14 protein-coding genes and 1 pseudogene are annotated in these 17106 nt (G+C 63.2%); all 15 read right to left on the bottom strand.

The window, feature by feature from the left end; genetic code table 11:
• Window positions 1-9 precede the first annotated feature (9 nt).
• The 15 genes and pseudogenes from E4M07_RS01860 to xylF all read right to left on the bottom strand — a co-directional run bounded on the left by E4M07_RS01860 (window position 10) and on the right by xylF (window position 17073).
• Entirely contained in the window at window positions 10-864 is an 855-nt protein-coding gene (locus E4M07_RS01860) for a D-amino-acid transaminase (protein ID WP_136656579.1), read from the bottom strand.
• Window positions 865-866: 2 nt separating this feature from the next.
• Window positions 867-1850: an N-acetyl-D-Glu racemase DgcA gene (gene dgcA / locus E4M07_RS01855; protein ID WP_206057154.1), complete on the bottom strand. Its 984-nt coding sequence runs from the start codon at window positions 1848-1850 to the stop codon at window positions 867-869.
• 6 nt (window positions 1851-1856) lie between these two features.
• Window positions 1857-2852, bottom strand: coding sequence for an N-acetyltransferase DgcN (dgcN, locus tag E4M07_RS01850; RefSeq protein ID WP_136656578.1), 996 nt, complete (start codon window positions 2850-2852; stop codon window positions 1857-1859).
• Window positions 2853-2990: 138 nt separating this feature from the next.
• Entirely contained in the window at window positions 2991-3848 is an 858-nt protein-coding gene (locus E4M07_RS01845) for an NAD(P)-dependent oxidoreductase (RefSeq protein WP_136656577.1), read from the bottom strand.
• A gap of 24 nt (window positions 3849-3872) precedes the next feature.
• Complete coding sequence (locus E4M07_RS01840) at window positions 3873-4874, bottom strand: ABC transporter ATP-binding protein (RefSeq protein ID WP_136656576.1); 1002 nt, start codon at window positions 4872-4874, stop codon at window positions 3873-3875.
• Window positions 4875-4904: 30 nt separating this feature from the next.
• Window positions 4905-6536 carry a glycoside hydrolase family 43 protein gene (locus tag E4M07_RS01835; protein WP_136656575.1) on the bottom strand — a complete coding sequence of 544 codons (1632 nt, stop codon included), beginning with the start codon at window positions 6534-6536 and terminating at the stop codon, window positions 4905-4907.
• A 6-nt stretch (window positions 6537-6542) separates the two neighbouring features.
• Complete coding sequence (locus E4M07_RS01830) at window positions 6543-7370, bottom strand: carbohydrate ABC transporter permease (RefSeq protein WP_136656574.1); 828 nt, start codon at window positions 7368-7370, stop codon at window positions 6543-6545.
• Window positions 7367-8335 carry a sugar ABC transporter permease gene (locus E4M07_RS01825; RefSeq protein ID WP_136656573.1) on the bottom strand — a complete coding sequence of 323 codons (969 nt, stop codon included), beginning with the start codon at window positions 8333-8335 and terminating at the stop codon, window positions 7367-7369. Before E4M07_RS01825 ends, E4M07_RS01830 begins: the two co-directional genes overlap by 4 nt.
• 70 nt (window positions 8336-8405) lie before the next feature.
• A complete protein-coding gene (locus E4M07_RS01820; RefSeq protein ID WP_136656572.1) occupies window positions 8406-9659 on the bottom strand; it encodes an extracellular solute-binding protein in 1254 nt (417 codons plus the stop codon).
• Between the two features lie 148 nt (window positions 9660-9807).
• Window positions 9808-10836 carry a LacI family DNA-binding transcriptional regulator gene (locus tag E4M07_RS01815; RefSeq protein WP_136656571.1) on the bottom strand — a complete coding sequence of 343 codons (1029 nt, stop codon included), beginning with the start codon at window positions 10834-10836 and terminating at the stop codon, window positions 9808-9810.
• A gap of 135 nt (window positions 10837-10971) precedes the next feature.
• On the bottom strand, window positions 10972-12282 hold the full coding sequence (gene xylA / locus E4M07_RS01810) for a xylose isomerase (protein WP_136656570.1): 1311 nt from the start codon (window positions 12280-12282) through the stop codon (window positions 10972-10974).
• Window positions 12279-13727 (bottom strand): xylulokinase, encoded by a 1449-nt coding sequence (gene xylB, locus E4M07_RS01805; protein ID WP_136656569.1) that lies wholly within the window; start codon window positions 13725-13727, stop codon window positions 12279-12281. The genes xylA and xylB overlap by 4 nt, the downstream gene beginning before the upstream one ends.
• Before the next feature lie 87 nt (window positions 13728-13814).
• The gene (locus E4M07_RS01800; RefSeq protein WP_136656568.1) at window positions 13815-14603 is read right to left on the bottom strand and encodes an ATP-binding cassette domain-containing protein; all 789 of its coding nucleotides are present in this window, start codon (window positions 14601-14603) and stop codon (window positions 13815-13817) included.
• A gap of 16 nt (window positions 14604-14619) precedes the next feature.
• Window positions 14620-15942, bottom strand: a complete 1323-nt coding sequence (locus E4M07_RS01795; protein ID WP_136656567.1) for a sugar ABC transporter permease — start codon at window positions 15940-15942, stop codon at window positions 14620-14622.
• A 90-nt stretch (window positions 15943-16032) separates the two neighbouring features.
• Window positions 16033-17073 (bottom strand): annotated as a pseudogene (xylF, locus tag E4M07_RS01790) (D-xylose ABC transporter substrate-binding protein).
• Window positions 17074-17106 lie beyond the last annotated feature (33 nt).

Here is a 17106-nt window from a genome sequence, read left to right as displayed (position 1 = left end):
CTTGCCAAATCAGATCGCCGATTTGCGCATTTCCGCGATATAGACTTCGCGCAGTTTGCGCGCGACGGGTCCGGGTTCGCCCGTGCCGATGGTGTTGTCGTCGATCGCGACGACCGGACAGACGAAACCCGATGCCGAGGTCGAGAAGGCCTCGACTGCACCGGTCGCCTCCTCGACGGTGAACGGCCGCTCGACGACCTTCATCTGCAGGTGGCGTGCGCACTCCAGCACCGCCCGTCGCGTGATGCCGTGCAAAATGAGGTTGGAAAGATCGCGCGTGACGATGGTTCCGTCGTCAAGCACGATATAGGCGTTGTTGGACGAACCTTCCGTGACAAGGCCGTCTCGCACCAGCCATGCGTCGTCGCCGCCCCTGGATTTCGCCTCCATTTTGGCGAGCGACGGATAGAGAAGCTGCACGGTCTTGATGTCGCACCGGGTCCAGCGGTGGTCCTCGACGGTGAAGATCTTCTGGCCGCGATTGGCAAGTTCGCTGTCGATCAGCGCCTTGACCTGGGTGAACAGCACAAGGGTCGCAGGCGTGTCCTGCGGCGGGAAGGCGAAATCGCGATCCGCCGCACCGCGGGTCACCTGAAGATAGACCAGCCCTTCATCGATATCGTTTTTCGCCACCAGTTGCCGGTGGATCGACAGCAGTTCCTCGTCCGAGGTCTCTAGGCTCATCTGCAGTTCGCCCAGCGAGCGCCGCAGGCGGCCGCAATGCCCCTGGAAATCGACCAGCTTGCCTTCGAGCACGGAGGTGACCTCGTAGACACCGTCGGCAAAAAGGAAGCCGCGATCGAAGACCGACACCGTCGCCTCGTTTTCGGGCACAAAACTGCCGTTCACATAAACTGTCCGCATGATCAGCCCCAGAGTTCGGATGTGGATGGATGAACGCCCCTGGCATCATACAAGAGCGGGTTTTGCCTGTCCTCGGCAAGCAGCAGCGGCCCGTCCAGATCGACGATATCGGCGCCCTGCGCGACGAGCACGGCCGGTGCCATGGCCAATGACGACGCCACCATGCAGCCGACCATGATGCCGAGGCCGGCCGCCTCCGCATCGCGTTTCAGCGCCAGCGCCTCGGTGAGGCCGCCGGTCTTGTCCAGCTTGATATTGACCATGTCGTATTTGCCGGCGATTCCGGCCAGCGATGCCCGGTCATGGCAGCTTTCGTCGGCGCAGACCGGCAGCGGCCGATCCATGGTCGCCAGCGCTTCGTCCGCGCCGGCCGGCAAGGGCTGCTCGACCATCGTCACCCCGAGGCGCAGCATCTCCGGCGCCAGCGCCGCGTAGGTTTCCGCGCTCCAGCCCTCATTGGCATCGACAATGATCGCCGCGTCAGGCGCGCCGGATCGCACGGCCTCCAGACGCTCGAGATCACCCTCCCCGCCGAGCTTGATCTTCAAAAGCGGCCGGTGCGCATTCTCCCGCGCTTTTTCCCGCATGGTATCGGGCGCCTCCAGGGACAATGTGAAGGCCGTCGCGACGGGACCGGGAACCTTCAGGCCGGCAAGCTCGAAGGCGCGCCTTCTCGATTGTTTCGCCTCGAGGTCCCAGAAGGCACAGTCCAGCGCATTGCGCGCCGCGCCCGCCGGAAGGCACGCCTGTAACGCCCGCCGGTCCAGCCCGAAAGCTATCTCTTCAGCCAGGGACGAAATCGTTTCCATGACGCTCGCGACCGTCTCGCCATAGCGTGCGTAGGGAACGCATTCGCCCCGGCCCCTATGGCCATCCTGCCGCAGCGTCACAGTGACAGTCCGCGCCTCGGTCTTGGATCCGCGCGAAATGGTGAAGACCTCCGCCAGCGGAAACACCGTCTCGGAAACCGAGGTTTCGATACCCATGGCCATCTATTCGAGCGCATCGACAAGGCGCGCCGCGCCGTGACGGAACGGATCGACCGTCGGAACGCCCATGCGCTCCTCCACCCCTTGCGCGTATTCAGCGGCTTCCGCCTCGCCCATCGCAGAGGTGTTGAGCGCAATACCGGTAACCCGGCAGTCCGGGTTGACGATACGGGCAAGCAGCAGAGCGGTATCGCGCAGCAGTTCCAGGCTCTGTGCCTTGTAGCCCGGCAGACCGCGCATATGCGGCCGGTTCGGCTCGTCGCACAGGATCAGGGCGTCCGGCTGGCCGCCATGGATCAGCGCCATCGAGACGCCGGAATAGGACGGGTGGAAAATGCTGCCCTGCCCCTCGATCAGGTCCCAGTGGTCGGCATCGTTGTCGGGCGTGAGATACTCCACCGCACCGGCCATGAAATCGGCGACAACCGCATCGAGCGGAACGCCTGATCCCGTCACCAGGATGCCCGTCTGGCCGGTCGCGCGGAACGTCGCCTTCATGCCGCGATCGCGCATTTCCCGCTCCATGCACAGCGCCGTATACATCTTGCCGCAGGAACAGTCGCTGCCGACGGCCAGTAGGCGCTTGCCGCTGCGCTTGACGCCGTTGGCGATCGGATAGGCGACACTCGGTATGCGCACATTGTGCAGGGTGCGTCCTTCGCGCTGCGCGACCGCCACAAGGTCCGGTTCGTCATTGAGATGGTTGTGCAGTCCCGATGCCAGGTCGAGCCCTGCCGCAAGCGCCGCCTTCAGCACGTCCATCCAGCTTGCCGAGATGACGCCGCCGCGATTGGCAACACCGATGACGAGGGTCTTCGCGCCCCTGGCCACCGCCTCCTCGATGGTCATGTCGGCAAGGCCCATATCCGCCTTGCAGCCCTCGAGGCGGAGTTGACCGACGGCAAGTTCCGGCCGCCAGTCCTTGATACCCTGGGCGACCTTTGCCGCCAGCGCGTCCGGCGCATCGCCGAGAAACAGGAGATAAGGGGTTTGGATCACGTAACGCTCCGCCGTTTAACGCATCGACAACGCAATTTTATGGAGCGTTCTCAATGGAAATGCCAGCGCCAATTGGAAATAAAACGCCGGTCAGTCGGATCGGCGATGCGAACGGTCCTTCATGAGCGTCCGGCACGGTCAGACGTCGATCACGTCCGACCAGCCGTGATCCGGCGAATATCCGAGAAGACGCTCGGCCTTCGAGATGTCGAGAAAGGAGGCGCGCGGAAAGGCAAAATCCTGCCGCACGGGCACATCGAACGCGAGCTCGAGCAGTTCGCTGTTGTCGCGCTGCATGAGCGTGTCGCGCGCAGCGACATTGAACACCTCAGCCCCGTCCAGTTCCGCATTGAGCGCCAGCCAGGTCGCCTTGGCGACATCGCGGCAGTCGACATAGCTCCAGAGATTGAATTTGCGGCTGAGCGGATCGTCCCAGTAGCCGGGGATCAGATAGTAGCTCGCATGGTGGCCGCGCACCGGATAAAGCACGTTGGAAAGCCGCAGGCCGATGAAGCTGATGCCGTAGAGCCGGTTCATTTCCGAGGCGATGAATTCCGAGGCCGCCTTGGAGATCGCATAGGCGTTCTGCGGGCTGATCGGGTCGCTCTCGCGGCACGGCGCGCTGAGCGGAACATTGTTCTCGAACGGAAAGCCGTAGACCGTCTCGCTGGACGCCCAGACCACCCGCTTGATGCCCGCGTCGGCAGCAGCATTGAACACGTTGAAACAGGACAGCGTGTTGTTCTCGAAACGGTCGGCCCCGTCGGCGAAGTTGAAGTCCGGCTGCGGATTGCCGGCAAAATGGGCGATCATGTCGGCCCCTTCGACGGCCTGCCTTACGGCGGCATAGTCAAGAAGGTCCGTCTCAATGTGCGGACAAATCCAGCGCTGTGGCTTTTCCCGGTCGATGTTGATGACATCGACGCCGCGCTCGACCAGGTTTTCGACCACGGCACCGCCCGCACCGCCGCTTCCGCCCGTAACACAAACTTTCATCTTCCAACCCCCATGCGCGGGCAACTAGGCGGCAAGCCGTCTGTCGCCGGCAAATTTGTGCAGCCGCGCCTGGTTCGGCGTCAGGAACACCCGGTCGCCGGCCCTGACCGGCACCTCGCCGCTCACCCTTACCGTCACCGATCCGACGCCCTCGACATCCACATAGGCGACCGTGTCGGAACCGAGATGTTCCGCGTAGCGCACCCGGCCTTCCCAGCTGCCGGCGTCATTCGACAGCACGAAATGCTCGGGCCGCACGCCGATGAGTTCGGCGCCCGCGTCGCTTGCAACGGTGCCTTCGAGCAGGTTCATCCTGGGCGATCCGATAAACCCGGCGACAAACGGATTGGCCGGCCGGTCGTAAAGCGTCATCGGCGATCCTGATTGCTGGACAATGCCGCCGTCCATGATGACGATCTGGTCGGCCATTGTCATGGCCTCGACCTGGTCGTGGGTCACGTAGATCATGGTCGCGTCGAGCTTGGCGTGCAGTTCCGCCAGTTCCACGCGCATCTGCGTGCGCAGCGCCGCATCGAGGTTCGAGAGCGGCTCATCGAACAGGAAAACCTTCGGTTTGCGGACAATGGCCCGGCCGATGGCGACACGCTGGCGCTGCCCGCCAGACAGTTGCCGTGGCTTGCGGTCGAGCAGCGCCTGAAGCTGCAGTATCTCGGCCGCCTCCTCGACGCGCCGGCGGATTTCCGATCTCGGTTTCCTCGCCAGCCGCAGGCCGAAACCGATATTCTGCGCAACGGTCATATGCGGGTAGAGCGCGTAGGACTGGAACACCATGGCGATGCTCCGGTCGGACGGCTCACGGTCGGTGACGTCCACACCGTCGATCAGGATCTGCCCGGCCGTGGTCTCCTCGAGACCGGCGATCAGCCGCAGCAAGGTCGACTTGCCGCATCCCGACGGGCCGACAAGGACAGTGAACGAGCCGTCCGCGATCGTCAGGTCGAGTTTGGGGATGACCTTGACGGCGCCGAAACACTTTTTGACGCCTTCGAGCCTGACCTCAGCCATTGCATGCCTCCCTTTCAGGATATTGCGCGATCATGGCGCATGCCCTGATTCTTTTGCCGCGTAGTGAAAGTAGGAAAAGTCGGCCGGTAGCGCCCGGCCCGTCAGGTCCTGCGCCGCCATGCCGATGAATGCCCCGGTGAAATTCGCGTGTTCGCCGCGGCCGCCTTCGTCGGAAAGCACGGATGCGTCGAGCTCCGGACCGATCGACGTCCAGGCGCCCTCTTCAACCGCGTAGCGGAACCGCAGCGAAGCCCCGTCGACGTCGACACCGAGCCATACCGGCCCCTCGTCGGGAAGCGCAACCGGCCGATCCAGCGGAAAAGTCAGATGCGCCTCCGGCCAGTTCCCCGGGCAGCTCTGGATATCGAGCACCCGATTGCCGGCCTCATCGGCCGAAACGTAGAGATAGTGAAACTGCGCCCGGTTGTAGTAAGCCGTCAGACCGGCCATCTGTTGGCCGGTCTCCGGCCGGAATTCCAGGCACGTCTCGGCGGAATAGGCCGACGACGTCTGGCGGCGCGCGACCAGCGTCTGCTCGAACCAGGAGCCGATGGATTCCCGGCCGAACAGCCGCAGGAAACCGGGATGTTCCTTCAGCGAAAAGAGCCGGTCGGCAAAGGGTGACCGAAGCCACTGGAAATCCATCGGCAGGGCGTCGTCCTGGAAGCGGTAGGTCCTGTTCTCCGGCTGCTCGGGCGTATCCGCCGGCATGGGCGGCGCGATCGCCTCATCCGGCGTCGCGGCATTGCCTTCGGCGTAGAACCAGCCGTCGTCACGCAATTCAAGCCGGGTGATGCCGGTTTCCCGGCCGCGCGGCGACTTGCGGGTTCCCGGCAGCGGCCGCGAACACAGGAACGTGTGGTAGTAGGATCCGTCGGGCGTTGCCACAAGCTGCCCGTGGCCGATCCGTTGCAGGCCGGATTCGGCGGCATCCTTGGCCGTCAGCAGATGGACGTTCGGATGGATCTCATAGGGCCCGTCAATGGTTCGCGAGCGCGCGTGGGTGACGGCGTGCTGGTAGCCGGTGCCGCCCTCGGCGGTGATAAGGTAGTACCAGCCGTTCTGCCGATAAAGATGCGGCCCTTCGGTCAGGCCGTGGGTGCTGCCGCGAAAGATGTTCCTGACCGGCCCGGCAAGCCGCCGCTCGGCAACGTCGTATTCCTGCAGCAGGATACCGCCGAAGAAACCGGGCTTCCCGCCGGATACAGGGTCGCGGTTGCCCTGGTGGTCCCAAACCATGTTGACCAGCCATTTGCGGCCGTCGTCGTCGTGGAACAGCGACGGATCGAATCCGGACGAATTGAGATAGACGGGATCGGACCAGGGACCTTCGATCGCCGGCGCCGTCACCAGGTAGTTGTGCGTGTCCTTGTAGTTGCCGTCATAGCGCTTCACATCGGTGTAGACGAGCCAGAAAAGACCGTCTGCGTGCGAAAGGCACGGCGCCCAGATGCCGCAGGAATCCGGGTTTCCCCGCATATCGAGCTGGCTCGCCCGGTCAAGCGGCCGGCACACCAGCGTCCAGTTGGTCAGATCCCGCGAATGGTGGATCTGCACCCCCGGATACCACTCGAACGTGGATGTCGCGATGTAATAGTCATCGCCGACCCGCCAGATCGACGGGTCGGGATTGAAGCCGGGGAGGATCGGGTTTCGTATCATGGATGTCTATCCCTTGACCGAGCCGCCGGTCAGTCCGGCGACGATGTATTTCTGTGCGGCGATGAAGAACACGACAGCCGGGGTCAGCGTCATGGTCATGAAGGCAAGAGTCCGGTTCCACGACGAGATGTACTCGCCGCGATAGTCCATGGCGCCCAGCGTCCAGGTGTAGCCGGCCCGGTCGTTGAGCATGATCAGCGGCAGCAGGTAGTTGTTCCAGCTCTGCACGAAGACGAAGACCGCGATGGTCGCCAGGATCGGCGTCGACAGCGGCAGCGTGAAATAGAAGTAGAACCGGATATAGCCGCAGCCGTCGACGCGGGCCGCCTCGAACAATTCCGGCGGCATCTGCTTGAAAAAGGTGCGAAAGAACATGATCGAGAAGGCCAGGCCGAACGCGACCTGCGGCAGGATCACGCCCCAGGGCGTGTCGAGAATGCCGAGGTCGCGCACCGTCAGGAACAGCGGCATGATCGCCGCCGCGAATGGGAACATCAGGCCGAGCAGCAGGTAGCTGAACAGGAAGCGCGAGCCGAAGAATTTGGCCTGTGCGAAGGCGTAGGCCGCCATCGAACCGAGGATCAGCGTCAGCGCCACGGTCAGAAGCGAAATGACGAGCGAGTTCCACAGATAGCGCCAGAACCGGGTATCGGCGAAAATCTCCGCATAATATTCCGTGCGCCAGACATCCGGGAGCCCGAAGGGCTCGGCGCGCAGTTCGCCGTCGGTCTTGAAGCCGCCGAGGATGGTCGCCGCCAACGGAATGACGATCAGGCTGGACACGAGTAGCAGCACGCAGATGCGCGAGGCGCTGCGCCAGGTGAACCCGCTCATTGGGCTGCCTCCCTCTGCACCGTGTTGCGGTAGACGAAGGCGAAGATGACGCCGACCGCGAAAAGGAACACGCCGACAGCGCTGCCGTAGCCGACATTCAGCCGGATGAAGCCGAAATTGTAGAGATAGCTGACCAGCGTGTGGCTGCTGTTGGACGGGCCACCCGCGGTCATCGGCATGACCAGGTCGAAGACCTGGAGCGCGCCCAGCACCGAATAGAAGATCGAGATCGTGATCGCCGGCCACAGCATCGGCAGCTTGACGAAGAAGATGATCTGCAACGGCCGGGCACCGTCGATGCGCGCCGCTTCGATGAAGTCCTTGGGAATGCTCTGCAGGCCGGCGATGTAGATCATCATGTGGAAACCGAAATACTTCCACACGATCACCGCCAGGATCGTGTTGAACGCCCATTCCTTTTCGGCCAGCGGGAAGAATGCCTGCTGCAGATGGAATGTGTCGGTGATCATCCGCGACAGACCGAAATTGCCGTCGAAGACGAAACTCCAGATCAGGCCGGTCGCGACCTCCGCCAGGATGTAGGGCACGAAGAAGATCAGCCGGAACACGGTGTTCGCATAGCTCTTCCGGTAGATCATCAGGGCAAGCATCAGCGCCAGCGGCAGCTGGATCAGCAGCGAGACCGCGATGACCTTCATCGTGTTGAAGAGCGCTGTCTGAAACGCGCTGTGACCAGCCATGCGTTCGAAATTCGTGCCGCCGATCCAGGTGCCGAAGGTCTTGCCGGTGGCCTCGTTGAAGGCCCAGGGCGCCGGCCCGTAGCCGCTCCATTTATAGGGCGAGAAGAACGCCGCCTCGGCCATCGGCAGCATGACGAACACGGTAAAGAGCAGGATTGCCGGCGGCAGGAAGATCAGCAGCATCGTGGTCTGGCCGCTGAGGTCGAACCGCATGCGGCGCCGCTTCGCTGATCTGATCGAGCTCTCCGTTGAAACCAGTGTCATTGCCAATGTCCCGATCGCTGGGCCGAACGCCCGGCCGGTGATGGCCGGACGCTCGCCCCCCTTGGTCCGCCTACTGGAACTGCCGCGTCTCTTCGAGCAGCTTCGCGGCCTCCTCCGGCGTGATGTCGCCGGTCGCCATTTGCGCCGAAACGTCGTTGATGGCGCCGCCCAGCGTGCTGCCGAAGAACTGGTCGAGGAACAGCTGGTGATAGGTCGACGCACCGCCGATGGCGGCAAACTGCTTGAGGATCGAATCCTCCACCAGGCCGCCGGCCGACGGCGCGGTCGGGATGTAGACGCCTTCTGCCGCGGCGCGTTTTTGTGCTTCCGGTCCCATGAAGACCTTCAGGAAGTCGATGGCCGCGTCCGGCGCATTGCGCGTGACGACAAACCCGGACGCGCCGCCCAGCGTGTCGGTCGCCTTGCCTTTGCCGCCGTCAACGGTCGGGAACGGAACGACGCCGAGCTGTTCGTTGGAAAGGCCGCCATTGGAGGCCGCGGCGCGCTGCGCGCCGAGATCCCAATCGCCCATCAGGGTAAAGACGGCACCGCCGTCGCCCCAAAGCCCGGTGGCGGCATCGTATTTGACGCCCATGAAGCCCTCCTGGAAAGGCTCCAGTTCGATCAGGCGCATGTATTCCTTGCCGGCACGCACCCAGTCGTCATTGTCGAAACCGCCGTTCTCGCCGGCAGCCGAGGCGCGCAGGCCCTCCTCGCCCATGATGCGCATTGCAAGCAGCGAATAGTAGAAATGCAGCGGCCACTTGTCCTGTCCGCCGACGATGATCGGCGTGACGCCGGCCTCTTTGGCCGTTCTGACCTGATCGAGGAAATCATCCCAGGTCTTGATGCTGGTCGGATCGACACCGGCCTTCCTGGCCATGTCCTTGTTGTACCAGATGGCGACGTTCTGCGAGGCCTCGGGCGCACCGTAGAACTTGCCGTTGTAGGAAAGTGCGGCCATGCCGCCCGCCGACAGGTCCTTTTTCCATTCCGCGGCAACCTCGTCAGGAATGGGCCTCAAGAACCCCTGGTCGGCCTGCTCGTAAAATACGCCGCCGCTCCATGAGAAGAACAGATCGGGCGCCGCGTCCGACTGCAGCAGCGTCGGCAGCTTCTGCTTGAAGGCCTCGTCCTCCATGAACTCGACCTCGACCGTCACGCCCGGATTGGCCTTGTTGTATTCCTCCACCACGTCCAGATAGAGCTGCTTCCACGGCTCCATGTCCCGGTTGATGGACAGAACCTTGACCGTTTCGGCGGCGATCGCCGAACCGGCCATGAGGCCGCTGGCGATCAGGCAGGTTGTTAGCAGTTTCTTCATGAGATCCTCCTGTTTCCCATTTGTGTTGTGCCAAAGCCGGCACGAAAAACCCGGTCTGAGGGGCGCAGGGAAGACCGTTGCCGAACCGGTCTCTACGACCGTCGTGCCGTCTTCTCACCATCGGTTTCTGCGCTTGAGCGTCGCTAGGTCATGGCAGATTGTCCGCCAGGTAGATATCGATCCTTATTTTCTCCTGCGCCTCGATGATCGGCCGGCCGCTGCAAAAAGCCGTCAGCACGCGAACGGCGCTGCGTGCGATGTGGCCGGTGTCCTGGTTGATCACCGCATCGACGGTGCCGTCCGCAAGCCCTGCCCGGACATGCTCGGACAGTTCGTGCATGATCACCACGAGCTTGTCGGATATGCCGAGATCACCAAGGACCTCCAGAATGCCGATATTGCCGGCAGCCGCGGAGTAGAGACCGACCAGGTCGTCATGTTTTTCAAGAAGGCGCCGCGTGATCACTGCGTTGCGTTCGTGAAGGCTGTCGCCTTCCTCGATCGGCAGGATCCGCAATGACGGAAACCTGGCATGCAGGATCTGCTCGAAGCCGAAATACCGGTCGACATGGTCGCGCATGCGCAGCGAACCGGCGATGACGCCGATCGTGCCCTTCCGCTTTCCGACGAAACGGCCCATCAGCGTACCGGCCACGCGGCCGGCGGCGACATTGTCAATGCCGACGAAATGATGCCGCTTGGACGTCGGAATGTCGGAGACAACGGTGACAATTTTCACGCCGCGCTCGACGACGCGGTCCATCGCCTGGCGCACGCCCGGTGCGTCGACGGCAAACAGGGCGACGCCGTCATACCTGTCCGCCGTCACGTCATCCAGTTCCTGGATGATTTCCTTGTTGTCGCGAAGATCGACCCGGTGAATGTCATTGATGATGTGCACGTCGTCACTGACGCGCGCGGCGGCGCGCACGGATGCGCTGATCGCCTTGGCAAAGCTCGTGTTGACCTTTGGGAGCAGGAACAGGAATCGCAATGTCCGCTTGGGCGCTTCCATGAGATCGCCCGGCAACTGGCCGAAGCCGAGCTCGTGAATCGCCGCCTTGACCCGTTCGCGGGCCTTGTCGCTGACGCCCGACCGGTTGTGCAGGACACGGTCGACGGTCGCGGTGCTTACGCCCGCCAGCGCGGCCAGGTCTTGGACGGTTGCTTTTCGCATGGTTCCTCCCGATGCGAATCTACGGGATCGGGAATGGGCGAACAACGGTACAAAAATGAAAAAACATCATGATTTTGATTGCTATCAATCAAAATCATGATGCAAATTAGCAAGCACCGGATTGGGAAAATGCGCTCAGACGTACCGGTTGACGACGTTTTCCAGGTATTCCTGCCGACCGGACTTCGGTGCCGGGTTGATGTTCTCCGCTACGACCCGCTCGGCAATGGCTTCAAGCCCCGTTTCTCCGGCCAGCATCCGTTGCGCGGCAGGCGAATTCCAGCCCGCATAGCGCTCGTCCACGAAGCCGGAAAGCACCCCGTCCTCGATCATCGCGGCCGCGGCCTTCAGCCCGCGGGCACAGCAATCCATGCCGCCGACATGGGCCATCAGCAGATCTTCCGGATTGAGCGACTGGCGCCGCAGCTTGGCGTCGAAATTCGTGCCGCCTGTGGTAAATCCACCACCTTTCAACACGTGGAAATAGGCGAGTGCCATCTCCGGCACGTTGTTCGGAAACTGATCGGTATCCCAGCCCGACTGGTAGTCGTTGCGGTTCATATCGATGGATCCGAAGATGCCGAGCGCGTTGGCGGTCGCCAGTTCGTGCTCGAAGGAGTGGCCGGCGAGGATCGCATGCCCCTGCTCGATATTGACGCGGACCTCGTCCTCAAGGCCGTAGCGTTTCAGGAACCCATAGACCGTCGCGACGTCGAAGTCGTACTGGTGTTTGGTCGGCTCCTGCGGCTTCGGCTCGATCAGGATCGTGCCGGTGAAGCCGATCTTGTGCTTGTACTCGACGACAAGGTTGAGGAAACGCCCGAGCTGGTCCAGTTCCTGGCTCATATCGGTGTTCAGTAGCGTCTCGTAACCCTCGCGCCCGCCCCACAGCACGTAGTTCTCGCCGCCCAGCCGGTGCGTCGCGTCGATGCAGGTTTTCACCGTCGCCGCCGCGAAGGCAAAGACATCCGGATCGGGATTGGTGGCACCGCCGGCCATGTAGCGGCGGTTGGAGAAAAGGTTCGCCGTGCCCCACAACAGCTTGATGCCTGTCTGCGCCTGTTTTTCCGCGAAATAGTCGACCATCGCGTCGAGATTGCGCGTGTTCTCGGAAAAATCGGCGCCTTCCGGGCGCACATCCGCATCGTGAAAGCAATAGTACGGAGCGCCGAGGATGCTGAACATGTCGAACGCGACATCGGCCTTCAGGAAGGCATTCTCCATCGTCTCGCCGAACCACGGGCGCTCGAAGGTCTGGCCGCCAAACGGATCGCCGCCCGGCCAGCAGAAATTGTGCCAGTAGCACACCGCGAAGCGCAGATGGTCTTCCATGCGCTTGCCCATGACCGTTTCGTCGGGGTTGTAGTGGCGGAATGCCAGGGGATTCGTGCTTTCGGGCCCCTCATAGGAAATCCGCTCGATATTGCCAAAAAAGTCGGTCTTCATGACATGGTGCTCCGTATCGCCGGATAGGTCTTCCGGTATTGCTGATAGGCTTCCTCGTAGGCCGGCCTCAGTGCCTGGTCCGGCTCGATTGTCTGATCGATGTCCGGCGGCGTGCACGCGGCGAGCGATGCCCGTCCGCCAGCCAGCATGCCGAGCCGGGCGGCACCGTATGCGGCGCCGACATCACCGGCGACCGGCACATCGACCGGCAGGTCGAGAGCAGTCGCGATGGTGCGCAGCCAGTAGAGCGACCGCGAGCCGCCGCCGCTTGCCGTCAACCGCCGGACGTCCGTCCCCGCTGCGGACAGCGCCTCGACGCTGTCGCGAAACGCGAAGGCAACGCCCTGCAGGATGGATGCCGTGATCTCCGTCCGGCCTGCGCCGTGCGAAATCCCGGTCAGGACGCCGCGGATCTCCGCATCGTTGTGCGGGGTGCGCTCGCCAGAAAGGAACGGCAGGAACATCCCCTGCGGCGCGCGCAGTTCGTCGCCGAGCTCGTCGGTCAGCGCGGCGGCCGATTTCCCGACGAGAACCGCGAACCAGTTGAGGCTGTCCGTCGCCGACAGGATCACGCCCATCTGGTGCCAGCTATCGGGCGCGGCGTGGCAGAATGTATGCACTGCGCTTTCCGCATTGGGGCGGTAGGAGCCGTTCGCGGCGAACACCACGCCCGATGTTCCGAGCGAAACGAAGGCATCCCCCTCGCTGACCGTGCCCATGCCGATCGCCGTGGCGGCATTGTCGCCGGCACCGCCGGCAACGACGGTGCCCGGCTGGATGCCCCATTCCGCGGCAACTTCGGCCCGCAGGCCGCCGCTCGGTTCCGTGCCCTCCACCAGCCGGGGCATCTGGCCGATATCCATCTGCGATGCGGCGAGCAGTTCCGGCGACCAGCGCCGCTGGCCGACATCGAGCCAGCTTGTCCCGGATGCGTCGGACATTTCCGACACTCGCTCGCCGGTCAGCCAAAGTCGCAGATAGTCCTTCGGCAAGAGCACCGATGCGACCTTCGCGGACACGTCCGGTTCGTTGTTCCGCACCCACATCAGTTTGGGCGCTGTGAAGCCGGGAAAGACGATGTTTCCGGAGATCGACCGGAACTGCGGATCGGCATCGAGCTGCGCGGCTTCCGCATGCGCCCGCGTATCGTTCCACAAGATGCAGGGCCGCATGACACGGTCGGCGGAATCGAGCAGCGTCGCACCGTGCATCTGCCCCGAAAGGCCGATGCCCTTCACCTCTGCAACGATGGCGGGATGCTTGCTTCTCAGCTTGCCGACGGCCACGCTCGTCGCCGAAATCCAGTCCGCCGGATCCTGTTCCGACCAGCCGCTCGCCGGTCGCGCCACTTTCAGATCGGCGGTCGCGGATGCGACAATCTTCTGGCCGGCGTCGATGATGAGCGCCTTGACGCCGGACGTGCCGAGATCGATTCCGAGATACATCACTCCTCCAATGGCCGGAACGGACTGTCCGTCGCCGGGCGACGGCCGCATTTCCTGTCTTGTTGTCCCGGGCCGGCCCGGGACCGGTCAGCTCGAAAGCGCGCCGGGTCCGGGTGTGGCGCCGGGCGGGCACTTGCCGAGAATGATCATTCCCAGCACCTCGTCCTTGTCGACGTCCTGGGTCCTGGCGGTTCCGACCACCTGGCCGTTCTTCATCACCGCCACGCGGTCGGCGAGATCGAACACGTCATGGATGTCGTGGCTGATGAGGAAGATACCGATACCTTCCGATTTCAGCTGCAGGATCAGTTCCGACACCTGCGCGGTTTCCTCGGGCCCGAGCGCCGCCGTCGGCTCGTCCATGATCAGGATGCGCGCGTTGAACAGGATCGCCCTGGCGATGGCGACCGACTGCCGCTGACCGCCGGACAGTGCCTTGACCGGATCCTTGAAGCGCTGGAACCGCGGATTGAGCCGCCCCATCACTTCCCGTGCCTTGGCTTCCATCGCCACGTCGTCGAGCGTTCCCCAGGGGGTGAGCAGCTCGCGCCCGAGATAGAGGTTGGCTGCCGTGTCGACATTGTCGGCGAGCGCCAGCGTCTGGTAGATCGTCTCGATGCCATAGCCCTTGGCATCGCGCGGATTGTTGATCGTCGCCAGCTCGCCGTCGATGTGGATCTCGCCGTTGTCGCGCTGATAGGCGCCCGACAGGATCTTGATAAGCGTCGATTTTCCGGCGCCGTTATGGCCGAGCAGGCCCACCACCTCGCCGGGATTGAGATCCACCGAGGCATCGTCGACGGCGTGGATGCCGCCGAAGGAGATCGACATGTTGCGCATCTCGACCAGGGGCTGCGTTGCTGTTTCCAGGCTCATGTTTTCCTCCCCTGACCTAGTGCTGCGCGCGGCGGTACAGCGAGTCGAGCCACACCGCGATCACGAGTACGACGCCGACGACAATGTTCTGCAGTGGCGTATCGAGCCCCATCAGCACCATGCCCGACTGCAGCGACTGCATGACCAGGGCACCGATCATGGCGCCGGCAATGGTGCCGACGCCGCCGGCGAGCGACGTGCCGCCGATGACCGCGGCGGCGATGGTCAGCAATTCGTCCAGCGTTCCCTGCGCATTGGTCGCCGCATTGAGCCGGGCCGTCGAAATGGCCGCCGCGATGGCGCACAGAACGCCCATGATGATGAAGATCTTCATGGTGACCCAGCGGGTGTTGATACCGGCGAGGTCGGTCGCTTCCGGGTTGCCGCCGAGGGCGAAGACGTAGCGGCCGAAGCGCGTGCGCGTCGCCAGGAACGTCATGACGATGCCGACGCAGATGGCCACCAGGACCGGTATCGCCACACCATGGCCGATGAAGATCGTGGTCGCCTCGCCTTCCAGCAGTCCGGCCTGGATGTGCCGGCGCACGATGCCGATCGGCCAGTAGTAGATATTGGCGATGTAGACCGCGCCGAGTACCAGGAAGCAGCCGAGTGCACCCAGAAAGGTCTCGGCCCAGACCGGCCGCAACGGAAACTGGAAGCGCTTGCGCTGGCGGCGCCCACTGACGATCATCGCCACGATCGCCGCGCAGGCGATCAGCCCGACGATCCAGCTGGCGATTTCGCCGATGGAGCCGGCCGGCCCACCGCCCATCAGGCGGAAGTTGGAATCCATGGGCGCGACCGTTCGGCCGGAGGTCACCCACCAGGCCGCGCCGCGCCAGACCAGCAGTCCGCCGAGCGTCACGATGAAGGCCGGCACGCCCATATAGGCGATGACGTAGCCGTGCAGCGCCCCGATTGCCGCGCCGACGGCGATACCGACGGCGAGCGCGATGATCCAGGTGAAAGGATTGTCGAAACCGATATAGGTGGGCAGGATCTCCGCCTGCGTCACCGCCATGATCATGCCGACGAACCCGAGGACGGATCCGACCGAAAGGTCGATGTTGCGCGTGACGATGATCAGCACCATGCCGGTCGCCATGACGGCGACGGAAGCCGTCTGAACCGACAGGTTCCAAAGGTTCCGCGGTGTCAGGAACAGGCCGCCGGAGAAAATATCGAACAGGATCCAGATAAGCAGCAATGCACCGATCATGCCGAGCATGCGCGTGTCAAGTTCCGTCGCCTTGATGAAGCGGCCGACAACCGACAGTTCCGATTGGCGCGCGGTATCTGTTGTCTGGGTCGTTTGAGAGTCCGTGTGGTCCGTCATGACGGCTCCCCCCACTGGAAATTTTGTTTAGAAAAAGCGCCGCGACCAGCACGGATCGCGGCGCCTTCCTATTCGCCGAGGTTGTGCGGTTTAGTTACAGGCTGCGACCGTACCCGATGCAACGCCCTGGCAAACCACGTCCTTGCCGATCCATCCGGCATCGATCACCACATCGAGATTATCCTTGGTGATCGGCACGGGTGCAAGGAAGATAGCGTTCATCTCGACGCCCGCGGGGCCACCGGACCACTTCACGGCGCCCGGAACGTCAGCCATCGCGGTGCCGTCGGCCAGCACCGACGCGACGACGGCGGCGTTCTTGCCGAGTTCGCGCGCATCCTTCCACACCGACACGGTCTGGGTGCCGAGAGCAACGCGGTTGAGTGCCGCATGGTCGCCGTCCTGTCCGGAAACCGGAACGCTGCCGTCAAGGCCCTGCGCCGAGAGCGCGGCAACGACACCGCCGGCCGTACCGTCATTGGAGGCGACGACCGCATCGATGTTATTGTTGTTGGCCGTCAGGATCTGCTCCATGTTCTTCTGAGCGTTTTCAGGCTTCCAGCCGTCCGTGTAGGCTTCGCCGACATTCTTGACCTTGCCGGCGTCCAGGGCTTCCTTCAGCACTTCCATCTGCCCGGAGAACAGGAAATCCGCATTCGGGTCCGCGGACGAGCCCTTGATGAAGGCATAGTTGCCTTCCGGCATTGCAGCAAACACCGCGCGGGCCTGCATGCGGCCAACTTCCTTGTTGTCAAAGGTGATGTAGAACGCTTCCGGGTTCTCGATGAGACGGTCGTAGCCGACAACCGGAATCCCTTCGGCGGACGCCTACTCGACCGCCGGCCCGATGGCACCGGCGTCCTGTGCGAGAATGATCAGCGCATCGGCGCCCTGCGAGATCAGCGATTCCACGTCGGTGAGCTGCTTGGCTGCGGACGACTGCGCATCGGCGGAGATGTATTTGTTGCCGGCGGCCTCGATCGCCGCCTTCATGGCAGCCTCGTCGGTCTTCCACCGTTCTTCCTGGAAGTTCGACCAGGAAACGCCGATCGTCTTGCCATCGGCAAATGCGGCGCCGGCGGATGTAGCGGCAAACACCGCACCGATTAGTGCGGCCTTAAGGATTCTCATTTTCAGTACCTCCCGGTGAGTGGATCATCGCCC

Source organism: Nitratireductor sp. XY-223 (assembly GCF_004959855.1).
Classification (GTDB): domain Bacteria; phylum Pseudomonadota; class Alphaproteobacteria; order Rhizobiales; family Rhizobiaceae; genus Hoeflea_A.
The sequence above is the reverse complement of the archived record's forward strand: the minus strand, read 5'-3'. Positions and strand labels throughout refer to the sequence as shown.